Raw genomic sequence first — 24,486 nt, 5'->3', positions numbered from 1 at the left:
AGCGCTTGCGCGAAGAGCAGAGGGCACCATGAGTGTTGAGGAAGCGCCCATTGCGCCGACCGTGCTGCCGGTCGCCACGGCGGCCCGGTCGGGCAGATGGCTGACATCGGCGCTACGCGAGCGTCCGGCGGCGACGACGGCGGCGGTGCTCGTCGGCATCGCTGCGGCGGCAGCCGCGACGGCGCCGATCTACCTGCTGGGCAACCTGATCGACCATGTCCGCGACGGCAGCACGGTCAGCGGCCTTGTGGGGCTTGCCGTTCTGATCGGCGCAACGGCGCTCGCCGGTGGACTGGGCACCGGGCTGTCGGGCTATCTCATCACGCGACTCGGCGAGCACACGGTCGCCGACCTTCGTGAGGAGGTGCTGGCGCGGGCACTGAATCTTCCCGCGACGACCATCGAGGAGAGCGGCAGAGGGGACCTGCTCTCCCGGGTCGGGACGGACGTGGCCACGGTCGCGAAGGCTGTGAACCAGGTCCTGCCGGACATGCTCAACGCGTTCTTCCTCGGTGTCGTTGCGCTCGCGGGCATGACGAGCCTGGACTGGCGGCTCGGGCTGGCCGGTGCGCTGTGCGTTCCGGCCTATGCCGCGGGGCTGTGGTGGTACCTGCCGCGGTCGGCGCCGATGTACGCCGACGAGCGGGTGGCGATCGCCGAGCGCGCGCAGGTCACGGTGGAGTCGATACAGGGCGCACGGACCATCGACGCCTACGAGATGCACGAGCGGCACATCGCCGACATCGAGCGCGCATCGGCGCGTGCCCGCGACATCTCGATCGCGGTGTTCACGTTGTTCACCCGCCTGGTGGGCCGGGTGAATCGCGCCGAATTCATCGGGTTGACAGCCATTCTGGTGGCGGGCTTTCTGCTGGTGCGCACGGGCCAGGTCACCGTCGGGCAGACGACCGCCGCGGCGTTGATGTTTCACCGGCTGTTCAACCCGATCGGCATGCTGATGTACGACTTCGACGAGATCCAGTCGGCCGCGGCCAGCCTGGCGCGGCTGGTGGGGATCGTCGACATGCGCACAGCTGCCGACGTCGACATCGCGCCCGGCACGGCACCGGTTCCGGCCAACTCCGATGTCAAGGTGGACCGGGTCTCGTTCGCGTACGGTTCGGGACCCGCAGTGCTGCACGACGTCTCGCTGTCGATCCCGGCGGGTACCCGGTGTGCGCTCGTGGGCACCACCGGCACGGGCAAGACCACGTTGGCCGCGATCGTGGCGGGTCTGCTGACCCCGACCAACGGCCAGACCCGCATCGGGGATGTCCCGGTCGGCGAAATCGACCCGAAGTCGTTGCGGCAGTGGGTCGCCACCATCACCCAGGAGGTGCACGTCTTCTCCGGGCCGCTGATCGACGACCTGCGCCTCGTCGCGCCGGACGCCGGGGAGGACGAGATCTGGGCGGCGCTGGACCGGGTCGGCGCGGGCGCGTGGGTGAAGAGCCTCGAGGACGGGTTGCACACGCTCGTCGGCGAACAGGGTGTCGCGCTGACGGCGGCGCAGGCCCAGCACATCGCGATGGCGCGGCTCGTGCTCGCCGACCCGAAGGTCGTCGTGCTCGACGAGGCGACCGCCGAGGCGGGCAGCGCACACGCCGCCGAACTGGAGGCCGCTGCGGCCGCGGCGACCAAGGGCCGCACGACTCTCGTCGTGGCCCACCGCCTCACCCAGGCCGCGACGGCCGACATGGTCGCGGTGATGGACAACGGCCGCATCGTGGAACGCGGCACCCATTCCGAACTGGTTGCGCGTGAAGGCCGCTACGCGCGGCTGTGGCGAGCTTGGAGCATGCACAACTGATGACAACGCACTCACCGGACATCGAAGACCTGTTGGACGAGTGGAACAACCACTCGACACCCGATCAGACCTCGACCGTTCCGGCGCTGTTCGCCGCCCAAGCCGTGGCGACACCGGACGCAGTGGCCGTGGTGCACAACGGCCGCACTCTCACCTATCGCGAGCTCAGCGAGCGCGTGGCCCAGCTTGCGAACACCCTGTGCGACAGGAGCTTTCCCGCTGAGTCGGTGGTGGCGGTCGGTGTGCCGCGCTCGGCGGAGATGGTCGTCTGTGTGCTGGCCGCGATGATGGCGGGCACCGCGTTCGTCCCGCTGGATCCGAGTTGGCCGGCCCACCGCCGACGCCAGGTGCTCGCCGACGCGGGTATGAGCGCGGCTTTCGTCGCACCGAGCGACGAATCCGACTGGGGTGTCGACACTCTGGCGGTCGATCTCGACGACTGGCGGTACGCCGACGCATCCACGCATCCGCCCGCCGTCAACGTGATGCCCGGCCAGCTGGCGTACGTCATCTTCACGTCGGGATCGACGGGCAAACCCAAGGGCGCGATGATCCGCCACGAGGCCATCGCCGAGCGCCTGCTGTGGCAACGCGATCACGTGCTCCTCTTCACAGGCGACGACGCCTCGCTGTTCAAGGCTCCGCTGTCGTTCGACATCTCGGTCAACGAGATCCTGCTGCCGCTGGTGAGCGGAGGCCGGGTAGTGGTGGCCGAACCCGACGGCGAAAAAGATCCCGAGTACCTGCTCGAGCTGATCCGCACGCAGCGGGTGACGTTCGTCTACCTGGTGTCGTCGATGCTGGACACCCTGCTCGAACTCGACCGCGTCGCAGTCACTTCCGGAGCGCCGAGTGCGCTGCGCTCGCTGCGACACGTGTGGTGCGGCGGCGAGGTGCTCACCCCGAGCCTGTTCAGCCGGTTCCGCCGCCAGCTGTCCACCACGCTGTACCACGGCTACGGCCCCGCCGAAGCCACGATCGGCGTGTCCCACGTGATCTATCGCGACTCCGCGGAGCGGATCGCGACCTCGATCGGCCGGCCGAACCCGCACACGCAGCTGTACGTGCTCGACGAGGACATGCGGCCGGTGCCGCCTGGCGTCGGGGGCGAACTCTACGCCGCGGGCTTTCTCCTGGGCCGCGGGTATATCAACGCCCCCGGGCTGACCGCTTCGCGGTTCGTGGCGAACCCGTTCGACGGCAACGGCTCTCGCATGTACCGCACGGGCGATCTGGCCCGCTGGACTCAGGACGAGTCACTGGAGTTCCTCGGCCGCGCCGACAACCAGGTCAAGATCCGCGGCAGGCGCATCGAACTGGAAGAGATCGAGTCACAGCTCGCCGAGCATCCCGCGGTGCGGCAGGCCGTCGTGGACGTGCACCGGCAAGGCGGCGGTGAGCATCTGGTCTGCTACGTCGTCACCGCCGACGCCACACCGAACGACGCCGCCACGCATCGCGACATCGCCGACTGGTGCCGCACCAGGCTGCCCGAGTACATGGTGCCGACCCTGTTCGTCGCACTCGACCGGGTGCCGTTGACGGCGAACGGCAAGATCGACCGCCGCTCGCTGCCCGCGCCCGAGGTCGTCGATCGGCAGGTGAGCCCGCCACGCACGCCCCGCGAGCACGTGTTGTGCCGGGCGTTCGCCGAGGCGCTCGACCTCGACGAGGTCGGCGTCGACGAAGACTTCTTCGCACTCGGCGGCGACAGCATCGTCGCGATCCGTGTGGTCAGCCGCGTGCGCGCCAAGGGCTACGCGCTGCGCCCCCGCGACATGTTCGCTCATCGCACCGTCTCGGCGCTCGCCCCATTGCTGACCGAAGGACAGGCCGAAACACCAGCCGCCGCAATCGAGCCCGTCGGCGCGGCCGCGGCCACCCCGATCCTGCGCTGGCTTGACGAGGTCGGCGAGGCGGGCTCCGTGCTCAACGGCTTCTACCAGGGTATGGCGCTGGTGACCCCCGCAGATCTCGACGAGGACACGCTGCGCGCCGCGTTGCGGGCAGTGGTGGCCCGCCACCACGTCCTGTGGGCGTCGACGCGCGGCGGCGCGGCCGAGCTCGTCATCCCCGACCACGCCCCCGACGTCGCGCTGCGCGTCTGCGATTCCACGACTCCCCTGTCACGGCTGCGCGACGATCTGGTCGCGATGCTTGATCCCGACGCCGGGGTGATGGTCGCGTTCGGTTGGCGCCGCGCGTCCGACGGGCCGGGTCGGCTGCTGGTGATCGCGCACCACATCGTCATCGACGGGGTGTCGCTGCGCATCATCGCCGAGGACCTGGCCGACGCGCACCGGATGCTGACGTCGGGGATGGCGGCCGAACTTCCGCCTGCGCCGACATCGTGGCGGTCATGGGCGCGACAACTGGCCGACGCGGCCGCAGGCGGCGCATTCGACGACGACCTCGAGTACTGGCGAGACGTCTGCGCGATACGTGAAACACCGTGGGGAGACCGGGAACTCGATTCGGAGCGTGACACGGTCGCCTCGGAGGCCCGGCTGACGGTGCAGCTGCCTGCAGACGTCGCTGACGCGGTCCTGACTGCGGTGCCCGATCGGATCCACGGCCACGTCAACGATGCGATGGTGGCCGCGCTGTACCTGGCGTTGCGGGTATGGCGCGCCGATCGCGGCGCCGACGCGCCGACCCTGCTGGTCGAGATCGAGGGCCACGGCCGCGAGGGCGACGGGGTCGGCGGCACAGACCTGTCAGCAACCGTCGGGTGGTTCACCACGCTGTACCCGGTAGCGTTGCATGACCGTGAGTTCAATTGGCGCGCAGCGCTATCCGGCGGTCAGGCGCTGGGCGCGGCGGTGCGGTCGATCAAGGACCAGCTGCGGGCGGTCCCGTCGCACGGGCTCAGCTACGGTGCGCTGAGATACCTGCGCGCACAGGACGACAGCCTCGTCGCCCAGCCTCAGGTGCTGTTCAACTACCTCGGCCGCTTCGACACCTCCGAGCGGCCGTGGGCATTCGCCGACGACGGGACCGGCGAAGTGGCGGTGCTGGAGGACCGCGACCAGGGGATGCCGCTGCCCCGGCTGATCGAAATCAACGCCGAAGCCGTCAACACCGGCACGGGCACCGTCCTGCGCGCGACCTTCAGCTGGCCGTCGTCGGCGATATCGGAAGCTGACGTCGCCGCCATCGCACGGCGCTGGACCGAACTGCTGACGTCGATCGCGGGCAGTACCGCGGTCAGCGGGCACAGTGTCTGCGACTTCCCCCGTGTGCGACTGACCGCCGACGACGTCGCCGAACTCGAGTCGCGCTACCCGGGCCTGAGCGACGTCGTCCCCCTCACCCCGACCCAGCAGGGCATCTATTTCCATTCCACGTTCAGCCGAGGACACGACCCCTACGTCGTGCAACAGATCGTTGACATCACCGGCCCGCTGGACGTCGACCGCTTCCAGCGCGCCACCGAGACAGTGGTGGCCCGCCACCACGCGCTGTCGGCGGCGTTCACCACACTGGCCGATGGCACACCCGTCGCCGTGCACGCGACACCGGTTGCACCCGACTTCGATGTCGTCGACGACGATCGTGACGATCCGGCCGTCGTCGTGGCGCAACGGGCGGCCTGGGAACGCAACCGCCGCTTCAACCTCGCCGCCCAGCCGCTCACCCGCTACACCCTGGTTCGACACCACCCCGACCGGCACACGCTGATCCAGACCGTGCACCACATCGTGGCCGACGGCTGGTCGGTGCCCATCGTGCTCGACGATCTGCTGACCGCGTATGCGGGTTCCGACTTCGACGGGCCCGCACCGCAATTCGCCCAGTTCGTCGACTGGCTCGGTGTACGTGACGATTCAGCCGATCGGGCCGCTTGGGCGCGTGTACTCGACGGCATCGCCGAGCCGACGCGGATCGCCGCGGCAGACGGTACGAGCGCCGTCGCGCAAGGGCGCGGATTCGGCAGCCGCACCGCGACGTTGCCGTCGAGGGCGGCCGTAGCGGCGGCAGCGAGCACGGCGTCGGTCACGGTTGGAACACTGCTGCACACAGCATGGGGACTCACGCTCGGCCGGCTCACCGGCAGCGACGACGTCGTGTTCGGCACCGTGGTGTCCGGACGCGGCGGCGACGTCGACGGCATCGAGACGATGGTGGGACTATTGGTCAACACCGTCCCGGTTCGGGTCACATGGTCGCCGAACGACAACGCGGTGGCCGTCGCGGGCGCACTGGCCCGTGTCGAGTCTGACCTTGTCGAACACCACCATCTGCCGCTGCAAGATGCCCACCGAATCGCCGGCGTCGCAGAGCTGTTCGACTCGCTGGTCGTCATCGAGAACCTGGGCGCAGCAACCCATGCCCAAGGCGACCTGAGGCTCGGCGACATCTCGGTCGTCGAGGCACCGCACTATGCGGTGACCGTGATGATCGCCGTCAAGGACACCGTCACGGTGACCGTTACCAACGACCGCGCCCAGGTCTCCGATGCCTTCGCCGACGTGGTCGCGCACGCGTTCACCGATGTGGTGAACGCCTTGATCGCCGATCCGGCCGCGCCGATCGGAACCATCGCGCTTGCGGGCGCCACCCCTCCCCCGCCCGGGGCCGGGACGTCGACGGTCACCCACCTGATCGCGGACGCGATCGCCGCGCACCGCGACGACGCCGCTCTCGTGACCGGCGACTCCGCATTGACGTTCGGCGACATTGACTCGCGCGCAAGTGTTTTGGCGCGTCGACTTGTCGACGCTGGTGTGCGGCGCGGTGACATCGTCGCGCTTGCGACATCTCGATCGGCCGATCTCGTCCCGGCGATCTGGGCGATCATCTGCGCGGGCGCCGCCTACCTGCCCGTCGACCTGTCCTATCCACGGGCGCGCATCGAGTTCATGCTCGACCACGCCCGCCCCCGCGCCGCACTCGTCGACGACGCGGGCCGCGCCGTGCTGGCAGGCGCCATTCCCGACGAGACGACGATGGTGTCCGCCGAAACCGTGGGCGATGCTGAGTTCGAGCCTGTGGCGGTCGGCCCGCTCGACGCCGTGTCGGTGCTGTACACCTCGGGGTCGACCGGCGAGCCGAAGGCCGTCGTGGGAACCCATGGCGCGCTTGCCAACCGGCTGGCATGGGCGGTCGCGGACTGGCCCGCGCAGACCCGGCTCGCCAAGAGTTCACTGTCATTCATCGACGGCACCACCGAGTTGCTGGCGGGCCTGGCCGCGGGCGCCTGCACGGTGCTGGCCGACGACGAGGCTGCACGCGACGGGACCGCCCTGGCGAAGATCATCGCATCCCACCGGGTGGAACAGGTGCTCGCGGTGCCGTCGCTGGCCGCGGCGCTGGCCGACGAGCACACCGACGCCGTCGCCGCGCTGCAACGCTGGATCGTCAGCGGCGAGGCACTCGAGCGCACGCACCTGGCGGCGTTGCGCGCGGCCAGCCCGAGTGCGGCCATCGTCAACTCGTACGGCTCCTCGGAGGTGGCCGGCGACGTGCTCGCCGGTCAACAACACGACGGTCCCGACGACATCGTGACGCTCGGAACGGCGGTGCCCGGCGCGGGCATCCGCATCCTCGACCGGACCCTCAACGACGTCCCTGACGGCGTGATCGGCGAAATCTATGTCAGCGGCGTGCAATTGGCGCGCGGATATCTGCGCCGGCCGGCCCAGACGGCGACACGGTTCGTGGCCACCGGCGACGGCGATCGGATGTTCCGCACCGGCGATCTCGGCGCGCGGCTCCCGGATGGCCGCGTCGTGTTCGCAGGCCGCGCCGACAGCCAGCTGAAAATCAACGGCAACCGTGTCGAGCCCGGTGAGGTCGAGGCCGCGCTGCGCAGGCGACCCGGCGTGTCCGATGCCGCCGTCTTCGGCACGGGTTGCGCGCTCGCCGCCGCCGTAGTGCTCGAACCCGACGCGCCCGCACCCGACACCGTCTTGGCGGACCTCGCCGACGAGCTGCCGCGGCATCTGCTCCCCACCTCGATCAGGGCGGTCGACGCGATTCCGCTGCTACCCAACGGAAAGCGGGACAACACCGCGCTGATCGAGCTCGTCAAGCACGCCGATGACAAGCCTCGGCCCGCCGTCGCGCCCGCCGACGATGTGCAACGCGCGGTCGTCGAGGTGGTGGCCGCTGTGCTCGGCCGCGACACCGTCAGCGCCGACGCCGATTTCTTCGCGCTCGGCGGCGACAGCGTCGGCGCCATCCGGGTCACCAGCAGGCTCGCCCGTAAGGGCTACCACCTCACCACCGAGGACGTGTTCCGCAACCGCACGCCGGTGGCACTGGCGGCGCTCATCACAGCGGCGGCACCGCGTCCGGCAGACGCAGACCAATCCGCCAGGCCCTTGGTCCCGTTCAGCACGGTGCGGCTGTCGGAGGCCACCATCGACCGAATCCGGTCAACCGCTGCTGTGGAGGACATCTGGGCGATGTCGCCGCTGCAGCAGGGCGTCTACTACCAGACCGCGCTTGACGCCGGCAGCGCCCCAGCCACCTACATCGCGCAGAACACGTTCGACTTCGCTCGCCGCATCGATGTCGACGCGATGGCGCAGGCCTTCACCGCGCTGTTGCGCAGGCACCCGCAACTGCGGGTGGGCTTCCACACCGTCGAGCACGCCGAACCCGAACCCGTCGCCGACGCCACCGCGCTGGTGCAGGTGGTGGTCGCCGACCCGCCGTCCGACATCACGGTCATCGACCTCACCGGGCAGCAGGACCCGTCGCAGGCCGCGCGGTTGGCGCAACGCACCGCCGACGCCGACCGCGCCACACCGTTCGACGTCACCTCCCCACCGCTGCTCCGGCTGACCGTCCTCCGCATGCCCGGCGGACGCGACCGAATCCTGTTCACCTATCACTTCCTGCTCTTCGACGGGTGGTCGCGGGAGTTGGTGCTGCGAGAGCTCTTCGCGCTGTACGACGCTCGCGGCGCACAGGGTGCGGTCGAGCCGCACGGCGACCTCGTGGTCGCGCACTTGGAGTGGCTGGCAAGGGTCGGCGAGGTCGAGGCCGCCGATGCGTGGCGTGAGCTGCTAGCCGGCGTGGACGGGCCGACGCTGGCCAGCGGTGTCGAGCCCGGCCACCCCGACGCCGACCCCGGCAGTGAGCCCGGCCGCATCGTGGTGAAGGTCCCGGCGCACACCACCGAACGACTTCTCGCACAAGCCAACGACCTCGGCACGACCTTAAACGCCGTAGTGACGACTGCGGTTTCGGCCGTGACCGGTTTCCACGCCGGCCGCAGCGACGTGGTCATCGGCGCGACGGTGGCGGGCCGCCCTGGCGAACTCGTCGGCATCGACGAGACCATCGGCCTGTTCCTCAACACGGTGCCGGTCCGCGTCGACCTGTCGCCGACGCGTTCGCTGTCGGATGCCATCCGGGCCGTCGGTGAGCAGCGGGTCGCGATGATGCGCCACGACCACCTCGGCCTGGGCCAGATCCAGCGCGCCGCAGGCGACTCGGGCCTGGCGCTGTTCGACTCCCTGCTGGTCCTGCAGAACTTCCTCGACGACGACACCTTCACCGACCTAGAGGCCGCCCACGGCATCGTCGGCGTGGACTACCACGACACCACCCATTTCCCGCTGACGTGGGTGCTCACCCCGGGCCGCGAGCTGACCGTCAAGCTCGAGCACCGGGTGATCGGCGACGCGCGCGCCAGGGAGATGGTCGACCAACTGCTGGCGGTGCTCGATGCGCTGGCCGAGCGGCCGGATCGCGCCGTCGGCTCCGTCGATCTGATCCCGCCGCGACGCCGCGAGGAGCTCGAAGACCGGTGGCGTGCGACGGAACGGCCGCTGGAACCGGTCACCATCGCCGAGCTGCTGGCTCGCCGAGCCGCGTCCACCCCCGACGCCGTTGCCCTCGTCTTCGGCGACCGAACGCTGACCTACCGCGAGTTCGATGACCGCGTCTCGCAGCTGGCGCGGTATCTGCGGCGCCACGGCGCTGAACCCGAAACCTTTGTGGCGTTGGCAATGCCGCGATCCATCGAGATGGTGGTCGCGTTGTTCGCCGTGCTACGTGCCGGGGCGGCATATCTGCCGCTCGAGCTCGACCTGCCGATCGAGCGGCTCCGCACGATCGTCGACGATGCCCGGCCCGTACTGCTGCTGACCACCACGGATCGAACGGAGCTTTCGACATTCGCCGAGGAACGCGGCGCCACCGTGGTGTCGGTCGACGATGCCGCAACGGCCGCGGCGTTGGCGGACGTGTCGACCGATCCGCTCACCGCGGAAGAGCTCGGTGAATTCGCAGCTGGCGCTGAACGATTGGCGCATCCCGCGTACCTGATCTACACGTCCGGTTCGACGGGCCGCCCCAAGGGTGTGCTGACCGGCTACGCGGGCCTGACCAACATGTACTTCAACCACCGCGAAGCGATTTTCGAACCGACGGTGCGACGGGTCCGCCGAGCCGGGCGTGACGGCCAGCTCAATGTCGCCCACACAGTGTCGTTCTCGTTCGACATGTCGTGGGAGGAACTCTTCTGGCTCGTCGAAGGCCACCGGGTGCACATCTGCGACGAGGACTTGCGCCGCGACGCGCTGGCCCTTGTCGCCTACTGCCACCGGCACCTGATCGACGTCATCAACGTGACGCCGACCTACGCCCACCACCTTCTCGACGCCGGGCTTCTCGGCGGCGACGCAGGGCAACACCCGCCCGCACTGGTACTGCTGGGCGGGGAAGCCGTAGGCGACCGCGTCTGGTCCGTTCTGCGCGCCCATCCTGCCTGCGCCGGCTACAACCTGTACGGGCCGACCGAGTACACGATCAACACCCTGGGCGGCGGTACCGACGACAGCTCCACACCGACTGTGGGGCGACCGATCTGGAACACCCGAGGCTACATCTTCGACGCTGCGCTGCGTCCGGTCCCCGACGGAGCGGTCGGGGAGCTCTACATCGCGGGCGTCGGCCTGGCCCGCGGCTACCACCGCCGAGCAGGCACCACCGCGGCCACGATGGTCGCCGACCCGTATCGGCCCGGCCAGCGCATGTACCGCACGGGTGATCTGGTGCGCCGCCGACCGGACGGGCATCTGGACTTCCTCGGTCGCGCCGACGACCAGGTAAAGATCCGCGGTTACCGCGTCGAACTCGGCGAGATCGAATCGGTGCTCGCGGCGGCCGACGGGGTGGCGCGCTGCGCCGTGGTGGTCCGATCCAGCCAGCCGAATCCCGAGGCCCCCGCGGTGAAGTCGCTTACCGCCTACGTCGTTCCCACCACCGAGCCGGCCGAGACGTCGGACTTTGTCGCCGGTCTGCGCGACCACCTCGCCGCCGCGCTGCCCGACTACATGGTGCCCACCCGCTACGGCGTCGTGGCCGACCTGCCGCTGACGATCAACGGAAAGCTCGACGTCGCAGCGCTACCCGAGCCGCTGGCCGTCACCGGCGGCGCGAGTCGCGCCCCGCGCACGGAGCGTGAGGCGAGGTTGCTTGAGGTGGTGTCGGCGGTGCTCGGCGTGGACGGCATCGGCGTCGACGACGACTTCTTCGCGCTGGGCGGAGACAGCATCTCGTCGATCACCGTCTGCGGTCGGGCGCGCAAGGCCGGGCTGATCCTGACCCCGCGCGAGGTCTTCCGGCGCCGCACGATCGCAGCGATGGCCGCGGCGGCTGAAACCGATTCGCGACCAACGGTTCACGAGCCCGACACCGGCGTAGGGGCGATCACGCCGACGCCGATGCTGGCCGAGACGGTGCAGGCGCGCACACCACTGTCGAACTTCTATCAGTCGATGGTGCTGTCCACACCGGCCGGGATCACCCTCGACCAGCTGGAGCGCGTCCTCGAAGCCTTGCTCGCGACCCACGCGATGCTGCGCGCCCGGCTCGACATGGGTGATGAGGGCTGGAGTCTCACCGTGCCCCAATCCCGGGTCCCCACATCGGCGTTGGTGTCGCGGCGCGAGGGCGCACTGTCCGCGTCCGACGTCGTCACCGCCACTGCGGCCGCGGCCGCCGAACTCGCACCTGAACACGGCGTCATGGTGCGCGCGCACTGGTATGACACACCGGGCGCGCCGGGCCAGTTGCTGCTGGTGATCCACCACGTCGTGATCGACGGGGTGTCCTGGCGCATCATCGGCGAAGACCTCGCGCGGGCCTGGCAGGACATCGCCGGGGGCAGGCCGGTCGAACTCGACGAGGTCCCGACCTCGTTCCGCACCTGGTCGAACGCGATCGCCACAGCTCGATTCGACGCCGAGGTGCCGTACTGGACCGAGGTGCTGAGCACCCCTGACCCCGACCTGGGCCGCCGTCCGCTCGACCCGGCTGTGGATGTCGCGGAAACCGTTCGCACGCACCGTGTCTCGTTGCACCCCGATGTCAGTTCGGCGCTGCTGTCCTCGGTGCCTGCGGCGATCCACGGCGGCGTGAACGATGTGCTGCTCACCGCGTTCTCGTTGGCGCTGGCGAAGTGGCGTGCCAATCGCGGGCAGGACCAGGGCACCGCAGCGGTGGTGAACGTCGAGGGACATGGCCGCGAACCCGATGTCGCGCCGGGCGATCTCGACCTGTCCCGCACCGTCGGCTGGTTCACCGCGATCTATCCGGTCAGGGTCGACCCTGGGCCGGTGCCGTGGATCGACGTTCTCGCCGCCGGCCGCCGGCTGGCAACCGCGGCGAAGGCGGTCAAAGAGCAATTGCGTGCAGTGCCCAACCGCGGCTTGGGCTACGGCGTGCTCCGGTATGTCGACCAGTCGGCCCCCAGCCTGGGGCCCGCGCCGCAGATCCTGTTCAACTATTTGGGCCGGTTCGCCGGCGGCAACGGCAGAGATTGGCAGCCCGTGCCTGGCATCGGCGCGCTCCGCGAGGGCGTTGACCCGGCCAACCCCGCGGTGGCCCTGGAGATCAACGCCATCGCCGAAGACGGACCGGACGGCACCGAACTGGCCATCACGCTGGGCTGGCCGGGCGGCCTGCTCGACGCCGACGACATCGCCGACCTGGCCGCGCTGTGGATCGCCGCGCTGACCGCCTTGACCAGATGCGATGCGTTGACCGGGCATACCCCGTCAGACTTTCCGCTCGTCTCGGTCACCCAGGACGACATCGACGAATGGGAGCAGACGGCCCCGGTCGACGACGTGTTGCCGCTGCTGCCCCTGCAGCAGGGGATGTACTTCCACAATGCATACGGACGGGAACTTGACGGCTATCAGGACACCTACCGCATTCAGCAGATCGCCGAACTCGTCGGCCCGCTGAATCCGGATGGGTTGCGCGACAGCGTCGCCGCGGTCATCCACCGGCATCAAGCGCTGCGGGCCGGATTCCGTGAACTAGCCGACGGCACCCTCGCACAGGTGATCTGGTCCGACGTGCCCGTCGAGTTCGACCACATCGATGGCGACGAGACGCAAGTGGGAACTGTTGCCGCCGAGGCGCTGTCGCGGCCGTTCGACCTTGCGCGGCCACCGTTGGTGCGGTACACGCTGGTGAGCCTGAGCGCGACCGAGCACCGACTGATTCAGACGATGCATCACATCATCGCCGACGGCTGGTCCTACCCGGTGATCTTCGGCGACGTCGTCGCCAACTACAACTCCCGCATCGGCGTTGGCCCGAAACCCGCTCCGGTCGCCGTCAGTTTGCGCGATCACATCGAGACCGTGGCCGCAGCCGACCACGCCGCCGCCCGCGACGCATGGTCGGCCGCCCTTGTCGGCGTAGAAGCGACCACGCTGGTTCCCACCAACCGCCACACTGTCGGTGAGCACCGCAGCACGGTGCGGCGACTCTCCCCCGACCTCACCCACGCGGTCACCGCAGCAGCCAGGGATCGCGGAATCACGGTCAGCACCGCACTGCACGGTGCGTGGGGCGTGCTTCTCGGGCGACTGCTCGACCGCCGACAAGTCGTCTTCGGATCCACCGTGTCCGGACGTGGCGGCACACTCGAGGGCACCGACTCAATCGTCGGGCTGCTCATCAACACCATTCCCGTGCCCATGTCATGGGAACCGGACACCACGATCGCTGCGGCGCTGGTCGATCTGCAGGAGCGGCAGAGCGCGCTGCTCGACGCGCAGCACATCGGGTTGACGGAACTGTCGCGGATGACCGGGATACGGGAGCTGTTCGACACGATCGTCGTCGTCGAAAACTTCCCGAAGCTCCCGTCGTCTGGCCGAAATAACACGTCCGCCTTGGAATTCCGCGGGTTCAGCGGCACCGATTCGCCGCACTATCCGGTGTCGCTGGTCGCCTACCTCGACAATTCGCTGACCGTCGAAATCAAATACGACGCCGCAGTGGTGACCGAACCGCAGGCGCAGCGGTACGCCGAACACGTCGAACGGATTCTGGCGGCCTTCGCCGAGGTTCCCGACACGCCCGTCGGCCGGATCGACCTGCGCACCGAAGCCGAACGCGCGCTGTCTGCGTCGACAACGTCGCGGCGGGGCCCGGATCGTACGCTCGCCGACGCGTTCGGTGCGGCGGCCGAACGCTGGCCGGATGCGGTCGCCGTCAGCTGTGGGGACAAGCGCCTGACGTACGCCGAACTCGACGCCCGCGCCGCCGCAGTGGCGGCGACACTGATCGACCGCGGCGTGCGGCCGGAGTCGCGGGTGGCGGTCGCAGTGCCGCGGTCGGCGAACCTGATCGTCGCGCTGCTGGCCGTCATCAAGGCCGGCGGCACATACGTTCCCCTCGACATCGACTCGCCCGCACAGCGATTGCGCCACATCGTCGCCGACTCGGAACCGGTGTGTGTGCTCACCGACCGGCCGGACCGGCTCGACGACGCCGGCATTCCCGTCGTGGTGCTCACCGATGCGGCAAGGCGCAAGCCGGCGACACCGCTGCCCGCCACGGGGCTGACCGCCGACCACGCCGCCTACATCATCTACACCTCCGGTTCGACAGGGGTGCCGAAAGGCGTTGCGGTGTCGCATCGCAACGTGGGAGCGCTATTCCAGGCCGCCGCCGAGGTCTACGACTTCGGGCCCGACGACGTGTGGACGATGTTCCACTCCGCGGCGTTCGACTTCTCGGTGTGGGAGCTGTGGGGGCCGCTGCTGCACGGCGGGCGCCTCGTCGTCGTCGAACAACACGCGATACTCGACCCGGATCTGTTCATCGACTTGCTGGCCACAGAGCGGGTCACGGTACTCAACCAGACCCCGTCGGCGTTCTATCCGCTGATCGAGGCGGATCGACGAGCCCGCCGCGAGCTTGCCCTGCGGTACGTGATCTTCGGCGGTGAGGCGCTCGACGTCCGCAGGCTCGCCGACTGGTTCGACCGGCACAGGTCGTCGCCGCGGCTGGTCAACATGTACGGCATCACCGAAACCTGTGTGCACGTCTCGCACCGCCCCATCTATGCGGCCGAAACGCGCAGCGCGGCAAGCGTGATCGGCGGAGCCATCCCCGGACTGCGGATTCACCTGCTGGACAGCAGCCTTCAGCCGGTTCCGATCGGGGTGGTCGGTGAGCTGTACATCTCCGGCGGGCAGCTGGCGCGCGGCTATGTGAGTAGGCCAGGGCTGACCGCGAGCCGGTTCGTCGCCAACCCGTTCGACGGTGCCGGCGAGAGGTTGTACCGCAGCGGGGACACCGCGATGTGGACCGAGGACGGCGACCTGGTTTACGTCGGTCGCTCCGACCAACAGGTCAAACTGCGCGGATTCCGGATCGAACTCGGCGAAGTGGAGGCGGCCCTGGCCGCGCTGCCGCAGGTGTCCAACGCCGCCGCGGCCGTGCGGTCCGACGATCACGGTCGCAGCAGGCTGATCGGATATGTCGTCGCGAACCCCACGTTCGACGTGGGGCAGGCCCGGGCCCGTCTCGCCGAACGGTTGCCCGACTACATGGTGCCCGCCGCGTTCGTCGAAGTCGATGCGCTACCGCTGACCACCAACGGCAAGCTCGACCGGGCGGCGTTGCCTTCGCCCCCGCAAGCCGGCGCTACGGTATCGGGGCCGACGACCCAATCCCGCGATACCGCATCGCTACTGGCGGCTCTGTGCAGCGAAATCCTTGCCGCCGACGTCGGCGTCGACGATGACTTCTTCACTGTGGGCGGCGACAGCATCGTCGCGATCCAGCTGGTCAACCGCGCTCGGCGACACGGCGTGCGCATCACACCGCAGCAGGTGTTCGTCCACCGCACACCGGCCGCGCTCGCCGAAGCGTGCGAGGGGACGGCCGCAGCCGCCGACGACGACGCCGGACCGGACCTCGGCGAAGTGATGCTGACGCCGATCGTGCATCGGCTCGCCGAACTCGGCGGCACCGTCGACAGATTCAACCAGGCCGAGTTGCTTCGCACGCCCGTCGGCGTGACCGTCAACCAGCTCGAGGCGGCGGTCAACGCGGTGATCGCGCGGCACGACGCGCTGCGGCTGCGCCTGCATCGCCACGCGCCGGCGCTGTGGTCGCTGGAAACGACAGCGGCCGCACCGGTTTCGATACTGCGCGTCGATGCGCACGGGCTCGACGACGACCAGCTGCGGGAGACGATCGCCGCCGAGTCCGACGCGGCGGCCGACCGACTGAACCCCGCCGAGGGGACGGTCGTTGCCGCCGTCTGGTTCGATCTCGGCCCCGACCGTCAGGGCCGGCTGCTGTTGGTCGTACACCATCTGGCCGTCGACGGCGTGTCCTGGCGGATTCTCATCGACGACCTCGCCGAGGCATGCCGTGCCGTGCAGGCGGGCCACCACCCAACACTGCCCCCGGTTCCGACCTCGATCCGCACGTACGCGCGCGCGGTCAGCGAAAACGCCCAGCAGGCAGCGAGACTGGCGGAGTTCGAGCACTGGGCGTCGGTGTTGGCTCCCGGGGGCGAGCTGGACCCCGGCGCCAACGTCGTCACGCTCACCGTCGGGCAGACGCGCGACCACGAGGTGCGGTTGACGCCGGCCGAGACGGTTCCGCTGTTGACGACGGTGCCCGCCGCCGCGAACGCTGATGTCACCGAAACATTGGTCGCTGCACTGTATTTGGCGATCCGCCGGTGGCGCGTCGCGTGCGGAGCGGCGGCCGACGCGCCGTTGGTGCTCGACCTGGAGCGGCACGGGCGCGACGGCTGGGGCGACGCGTTCGACCTGTCGCGGACGGTCGGCTGGTTCACGTCGATCGCACCGGTGCGGTTGCCCGCCACCGATGTCGAGGATCCGATCGCGGTCCTCAAGGAGGTCAAGGAGCGGCTGCGCGCGGCCCCCGACGGCGGGCTCGGCTTTGGTCAGCTGCGGTACTGCAACCCGCGCACGGCGGCCGCGCTGGGCCGGCTGCCCAATCCCCAGCTGTTGTTCAACTACCTCGGCCGGTGGGTCGCCGACGGCGCCGACGACTGGGATTCAGCGCCCGAGGTGAAAGCATTGCGCACCGGTCCCAATCCAGACCTCGCCACCCCATACTTGCTGGAGGTCAACGCGATCTGCGATGAGACCGCCAATGGTCCGGTGCTGCGCGCCACGCTCACCTACGCCGACGGCGACCTGAGCGCCGAGGACGTCAGCGATCTCGGCGACCACTGGGCCGACGCGCTGCGCGAATTCGGTGGCGCCGTCGCCGACACGGAATCGCCCCGCGCGGGTGCGTTGACCCCATCTGATGTCGATCTGGTGCACCTGTCGCAGGCTCAGATCGACCACATCACCGCGGTCGCCGAAGTGCCGATCGAGGCGATCTGGCCGTTGTCGCCGCTGCAGGAGGGCGTGTACTTCCAGGCCCGCTACGCCACGGCGGCGGTCTACATCGTGCAGAACGTCTTCGACTTCGCCGAGCCGATCGACGCGGCCGCGCTGCGCAGCGCGTATTCGGCGGTGATGCGGCGTAATCCGGTGTTGCGGTCGATCTTCCTCGCCGATGATCTCCCGCAGCCGGTAGCCGCCATTGTCGCCGACCCGGTGTGGGAGCCCGAGATCGTCGACCTGACCGGGCTAGCGACCGAGACGGTGGCGCAACGCATCGAACAGATCACTTCCGCCGACAGGCTTCGCACCTTCGCGTTGGACGCCGCGCCGCTGGCGCGAATAACGGTGATCCGCACAGGCGTTCACGACCGGCTGATCTTCAGCTACCACTTCCTGTTGCTCGACGGATGGTCGCGTGAACAGCTGCTGCGCGAGGTGTTCGCGGCGTATGCGGCGGCCCGACGCGGCTGCACCGAGGTTCCGCTGCCGCAGCCCGTCGCGGACTTCACCGACTACCTGCGCTGGCTGCAGACGCGGGACCGCGACGCGTCCACCAAGGCGTGGGCGAATGCGCTGGCGAACCTGGCGGGGCCGACCCTGTTGGTGCCCGACGCGGTCGGCACGGCGCCGACGCTGGCGTTGCGCCTCGAGTTCACGCTGACGGCCGAGGAGTCCAGCGCGCTCACGGCGTGCGCCCGCCGCAGCGGACTCACCCTCAACGCGATGATCAGCACCGCACTGGCCATGGTGCTGGCCTACGAAACAGGCAGCGCCGACGTCGTTTTCGGGTCGACGGTGGCGGGCCGCCCCACCGACGTCGACGGCATCGACTCGGTCATCGGCCTTTTCCTCAACACGGTGCCCACCCGGGTGCGGCTCGATCCGGACCGCACACTGGCCGACACCATGCGCACGGTGCAGTCGGACCGACTCGGCCTGATGGACCACGAGTACATCGGGCTCGGCGACATCGCTCGCGCTGCGGCCGCGGCCAACGGCGACAACGCCGCCCTGTCGGGAGGCGGCCCGTTATTCGACAGCCTCTATGTGCTGCAGAACTTCCTCGACGACGACACGTTCACCGACATGGAGTCCGAACACGGCATCGTCGGCCACGATTCGATTGACGCCTCACACTATCCGCTGACCTGGGTCGCGTCGCCGGGGCGTCGGCTGTGGGTCAAGCTGGAGTACCGACCCGACGTCGTCGAGCGCGGATACGCTCAGCGGCTACTGGACCGGCTGCGCCAGCTGCTGCTGTTCATCGGCGAAACCGAAACCGCGAACGCGCCGTTGGCGGGCGTTCCGCTCGCCCTTCCCGACGAGCGCCGAGCACGCGACGCTCTGGCCGAAGCCACATCCCACGGCATTCCCGACGCCACGGTGATGGACCTGCTGGCCGAGCGCACCGCCGAGTCCGCTGCGGTCACGGCGATGGTGTGTGGCGACCAGCGAATCGACTATCTCGAACTGCAGAGCAGGGTGAACCGGCTGGCCTGGCTGCTGCGTCAGCGCGGCATCGGCCCGGAAAACACCGTGGCGCTGGCCATTCCGCGATCGATCGACACCGTCGTGGCGCTGTTCGCGGTGCTGCGCGCCGGCGCTGCCTACCTGCCGTTGGAATTGGACTACCCCGACGAGCGGCTGGCCGTCATGCTCGACGACGCGCGGCCGGTGTGTGTGCTGGCGACGACCGACACCGCGGACCGCATCGCGGGTGTGATGACCGCGGACTGCCCCGTCATCGCGCTCGACTACGCCGAGGTCGCCGCGTCACTGGCGACGATGAGCCCGGAGTGGGACGGCTACTCCCCCGGCCTCGACGACCCGGCCTACGTGATCTACACGTCCGGGTCGACCGGAAGGCCCAAGGGCGTCATCACGCCGCACCGCGGCCTGACCAACATGCACCTCAACCACCGGGAGTCGATCTTCGCCCCCGCGATCGCCAAGGCGGGCGGCCGCAGGCTGCGGATCGCCCACACGGTGTCGTTCTCCTTCGACATGTCGTGGGAGGAGCTGCTGTGGCTGATCGAGGGCCACGAGGTGCACATCTGCGACGAGCAGTTACGCAGGGACGCAACGGCTCTGGTCGCGTACTGCCACGAGCACCGCATCGACGTGATCAACGTGACGCCGACGTACGCGGCGTTGCTGTTCGATGAGGGGCTGCTGGACCCGCGGCGTCACCCGCCGGTGTTGGTTCTGCTCGGCGGGGAGGCGGTCTCTGCAACGGTGTGGAGCCGGCTGCGCGACGGTCAGGGTTGGTACGGGTACAACCTCTACGGGCCCACCGAGTACACCATCAACACGCTCGGCGGCGGCACCGACGACAGCGCCACCCCCACTGTGGGCAGGCCGATATGGAACACCAGGGCGCACATCCTCGATGCGTGGCTGCGGCCGGTTCCCGCCGGCGTCGCAGGCGAGTTGTACATCGCGGGGGCCGGCCTGGCGCGCGGATACCTCGGCCAGCCGGCGCTGACCGCCTCCCGCTTCGTCGCCAATCCCTTCGAGCCCGGGCGGATGTACCGCACCGGCGATCTGGTGCTCCGCCGCCTCGACGGCAACATCGAGTTCCTCGGCCGCACCGACGATCAGGTCAAGATCCGAGGCTATCGCGTCGAACTCGGCGACATCCAGGCCGCGATGGCCGCACACGACGGCGTCGCGCAGGCCGCCGTGATCGCCCGGCCCGACCCCGACACGCCGGGCTCACATCGACTCGTCGGCTACGTGGTGCCCTCGCCGGGGCGGTCGGCCGAGGTGCTCGCGGAGGTGCGCGCACACCTGAAGGCCACGCTGCCGACATACATGATCCCCACCGCCATGGCCACACTGGACACCTTGCCGTTGACCGACAACGGCAAGTTGAATGTGCGGGCGCTGCCCGACGTGGCGCCAAGCGGCCGCGCGCACCCGAGCCGCGCACCGCAATCGGCGGTCGAGCGCACGCTGTGCGGCCTGTTCGGCGAGGTTCTCGGCGTCGATGACGTCGGTGTCGACGACGACTTCTTCGACCTCGGCGGCCACTCGCTGTCCACCATCAGGTTGATCAGCCGCGTGCGCGCGACACTCGAGGTCGAACTGTCCCTTGGCGACGTGTTCAATGCGCGCACCGTCGAAGCGCTCGCCCGGCGGGTCGAATCCGTCGAACCCACCCCGGCGTCACGGCCCCAACTCGTCGCGGCGCAGCGGCCCGACCGCATCCCCGCGTCGCCGGCCCAGGAGCGGCTTCTCATCCTCGAGCGGATCGGCGACACCGGCTCGGCTTACAACTACCCGCTGGTCTTCCGGGTGACCGGCGCGTTCGACGTCGACGCGTTCGAGCAGGCGTTGACCGACGTCGTCGACAGGCACGAGTCGTTGCGCACGGTCTTCGGCGAAGATGATCAGGGCTTCTTCCAACGGATCCTGCCACCGACCACGCGGCCCCCGGTATCGGTCACCGCAGTTCCCGAAGCCCAGCGCAGCCGCGCCGTCGGTGCCGCGGTGACCGCCCGCTTCGACCTGTCGACACAAATCCCGCTGCGGGTCACCGTGTTTCGGACCGCACCCGACGATCACACCGTCGTGATCCTGCTGCACCACATCGCGACCGACGAATGGTCGGACACACCGTTGTTGAGCGACCTCGACACCGCCTACCGATCGCGAGTGGCCGGCGAAGACGTGGCATTGCCTGCCCTGCCGGTGCAGTACGCCGACTACGCGCTGTGGCAGGGCGAACTACTCGCCGCGGTCGGCGATGCGCAGCTGCAGTTCTGGCGCGACACACTGGCCGAGGCCCCCGACGAGATGACATTGCCGACCGATCGGCCTCGGCCTCCGAAACCCAGCGGCGCGGGCGGCACACTGCACGTGGAGCTGCCGCCGAAAACCGCTGCGGCGCTGCATGATCTGGCCACCAGCCGCCAGGTCAGCGCACTCATGCTGCTGCACGCGGCGGTGGCGGTGCTGTTGCACCGGGTCGGCGCCGGCGACGACGTCGTGGTCGGCACGCCGGTCGCGGGTCGCGACGAGGCGGCGCTTAGCGAGTTGGTCGGGTTCTTCGTCAACACGCTCGTGCTGCGAGTCGACCTGGCGGGTAATCCGTCATTCGATGAGCTGCTGGCCCGAGTGCGCACCGCCGATCTGGCTGCCTTTGCGCATCAGGACCTGCCGTTCGACCGCCTCGTCGAAGCCCTCAACCCGCCGCGGGTCGCCGGCCGCAATCCCCTGTTCAACGTCTTCGTCGGCTACCACCTGCGCGACGACGGTGACGACACGATGTTCGGGCTGCCCACCGAGTGGTCCGAACCGCCCGTCACCGCAGCGATGTTCGACCTCGGCTTCACCCTGATCGACGAAAAGGGCGCCGGTCTGTCCACCGTCATGGCGGAGTTCAACAGCGACCTCTTCGACGAACACACGGTGCGGACGCTGGCGCTGCGCCTTGTCACGCTGCTGGACCGGGTTGCGGCCGATCCCACCGCACCGATCGGCGCCGTCGACGTCCTGTTCGGCGGTGAACGCGACGAGCTGCTGTCAGCGCGCAACGACACCAGCGTCGACCTCGAGCCGATTTCGTTGGCCGACCTGGTGTCTCGCCAGGCCGCGTCCACCCCGGACGCGGTCGCTGTGGTGTTCGACAGCACAGAAGTGACCTATGCCGAACTCGACGGCTGGTCGAACCGGTTGGCCGCGCGACTCGTCGCGGGCGGCGCGGGTGCCTGCGGCATCGTCGGCGTGTCGCTGCCGCGGTCAGTGGAGTTGATCGTCGCACTGGTCGCGGTCGTCAAATCCGGCGCAGCCTTCCTGGCGCTCGACCCCGACTACCCGTCCGAGCGGCTGGCCTACATGGTCGACGACGCCCAACCCGCCGTGGTGCTCGACGACCTGGCGCAGGTGCGCGCCGCCCGCGACGACGAGGCCGCGGCGAGCCTGCCCGACATCGATCCCGCGGGCTGGGCGTACGTGCTCTATACGTCTGGCTCCACCGGGCGGCCCAAGGGAGTGGCGGTGCCGCACGCGGGCATCGTGAACCGCATCGCGTGGTTGCAGCACGCCTACCCGCTGAGCGGCGCCGACCGCATGCTGGTCAAGACACCGATCAGCTTCGACACCTCGGTGTGGGAGGTCTTCTGGCCGCTCAGCGTCGGAGCGACGTTGGTGCTGGCCCGGCCCGGCGGACACCGCGACCCGGCGTATATAGTCGAAACCATTGCGGCGCACAACGTCACAGCCGTCGACTTCGTGCCCTCGATGCTCGAGCTCTTCCTCGACGAACCACGGTCGGCACAAGCCACATCGCTGACACGGGTCACCGTGGGCGGCGAGGCACTGCCCACCGACCTCGCGCGTCGCTTCGCCGCGACGCTGCCGGTTCCGCTGCACAACCTCTACGGGCCCACCGAAGCCTCCGTCGACGTGCTCGGCTGGACCGCCGACGGCGGACCCGTCGCGCTTGGCCTACCGGGTTGGAACGTCGAGGCCTACGTCCTTGACAACTACCTCAACCCCGTCCCGCAGGGCGCACCCGGCGAGCTGTACCTGGCCGGGGTCCAGCTGGCCGACGGCTACCTGCACCGCAGCGCGATGACCGCACACAGCTTCGTGGCCAACCCGTTCGGCGACGGCACCCGGATGTATCGCACCGGCGATATCGTGCGGTGGCGCACCGACAATCAACTCGAATACCTCGGCCGCGTCGATGATCAGATCAAGCTGCGCGGCGTGCGGATAGAACCCGCCGAGATCGAAACGGTTCTTGGCAGCCATCCCGCTGTCGCCTCGGCCCGCGTCGTGGTGCGCTCGGACCGGCTCATTGCCTACTACGTGGCCGACGGCCCGACCGACGCGTCGACCGCCGAGTCGCTACGCGCACACGCGGCGGCCGCCCTGCCCCTGCACATGGTTCCCTCCGCTTTCGTCGAACTCGCCGCCTACCCGCTCAGCCCGAGCGGCAAGCTCGACCGCAAGGCGTTGCCGGACCCGCAGATCGAGTACACCGGGCGTGCCCCGACCACCGATCTGCATCGCCACCTGTGCGGGCTCTTCACCGAAATCCTCGGCACCGAGGTCGCCAGCATCGACGCCGACTTCTTCGCGCTGGGCGGGCATTCGCTGCTGCTGGTGCGGCTGGCGGCAGCGATTCGGCGCGAGTTCGACGTCGATCTGGCGGTCGGTGATCTGATGCTGGCGCCGACGGTCGCCGACATCGCTGAGCGGTTGACGTGCGCAGGCGACGGCAGCGCGGACAGTCTGGCGCAGGTGTTGCCGCTGCGGCCGACCGGGTGGGCGCCTCCGCTATTCTGCCTACCCCCGGCCAGCGGGCTGAGCTGGCAATTCGCCGGGCTCAAACGGTATCTGCCACAACATATTCCGATCTACGGCCTGCAGTCACCGTTGTTCACGACCGGTGAACTGCCCGACAGCCTCGCCGAACTGGCCGCCGCCTATGCCGATCTCGTCGTCGAGTTGGCGCCCAGCGGTCCGATCCGGCTGCTCGGCTGGTCCTTCGGTGGCTCGCTGGCGCTGCTGATGGCCCAAGAACTCACCAGCCGTGGCCGCGCGGTGACGTTCGTCGGGATGCTCGACACCCGCAACGACGCCCGTTTTCAGGCCGACACCGATCTTGCGTCGGATATGCTGCTGGTCGGCCTGCTGCGCGAGATGGGCTATCCCGTCGACCCCGATGCCACGGTATCGATTGCCGAAGCGGTCGAGTTGGTGCGCGACAGCGGTGACGCGATAGCGATCCTCGACGAGGCCCGGATCGGGCAGGTGATCGAGAACTACGTCGCCGCAGAGCGATTGACGGCCCGCGCAGACTACGGCCGCTACGAGGGCGACGTCTTCTTCGTCGATGCCACCGTGCCCGAGATGGATTTCACGGACGTGGCGTCAGACGGCTGGCACGACCACATCGGCGGCACGCTGCGGGTGGTACCGCTACCGTGCCGCCATTCCGAGCTGATGGACGCTGAAACACTCGAGCAGCTCGGCCCGCTCATCGCGGCCGAGCTGCTCTGAGTGAGGAAAATACCG

2 protein-coding genes are annotated in these 24,486 nt (G+C 69.2%); both read left to right on the top strand.

The window, feature by feature from the left end; genetic code table 11:
- Positions 1 to 28 precede the first annotated feature (28 nt).
- Positions 29 to 1,810: an ABC transporter ATP-binding protein gene (locus CQY20_RS03965; RefSeq protein ID WP_097938348.1), complete on the top strand. Its 1,782-nt coding sequence runs from the start codon at positions 29 to 31 to the stop codon at positions 1,808 to 1,810.
- Positions 1,810 to 24,471: a non-ribosomal peptide synthase/polyketide synthase gene (locus CQY20_RS03960; RefSeq protein WP_097938399.1), complete on the top strand. Its 22,662-nt coding sequence runs from the start codon at positions 1,810 to 1,812 to the stop codon at positions 24,469 to 24,471. Before CQY20_RS03965 ends, CQY20_RS03960 begins: the two co-directional genes overlap by 1 nt.
- The last annotated feature ends 15 nt before the right edge of the window (positions 24,472 to 24,486 follow it).

It is taken from the genome of Mycolicibacterium agri (assembly GCF_002553505.1).
GTDB lineage: Bacteria > Actinomycetota > Actinomycetes > Mycobacteriales > Mycobacteriaceae > Mycobacterium > Mycobacterium agri.
The sequence above is the reverse complement of the archived record's forward strand: the minus strand, read 5'-3'. Positions and strand labels throughout refer to the sequence as shown.

What these genes read in the sequence shown, in the direction of transcription:
- CQY20_RS03965 (WP_097938348.1), top strand. Translation starts at nt 29, where the DNA reads ATGAGTGTTGAGGAAGCGCCCATTGCGCCGACCGTGCTGCCGGTCGCC.
- CQY20_RS03960 (WP_097938399.1), top strand. Translation starts at nt 1,810, where the DNA reads ATGACAACGCACTCACCGGACATCGAAGACCTGTTGGACGAGTGGAAC.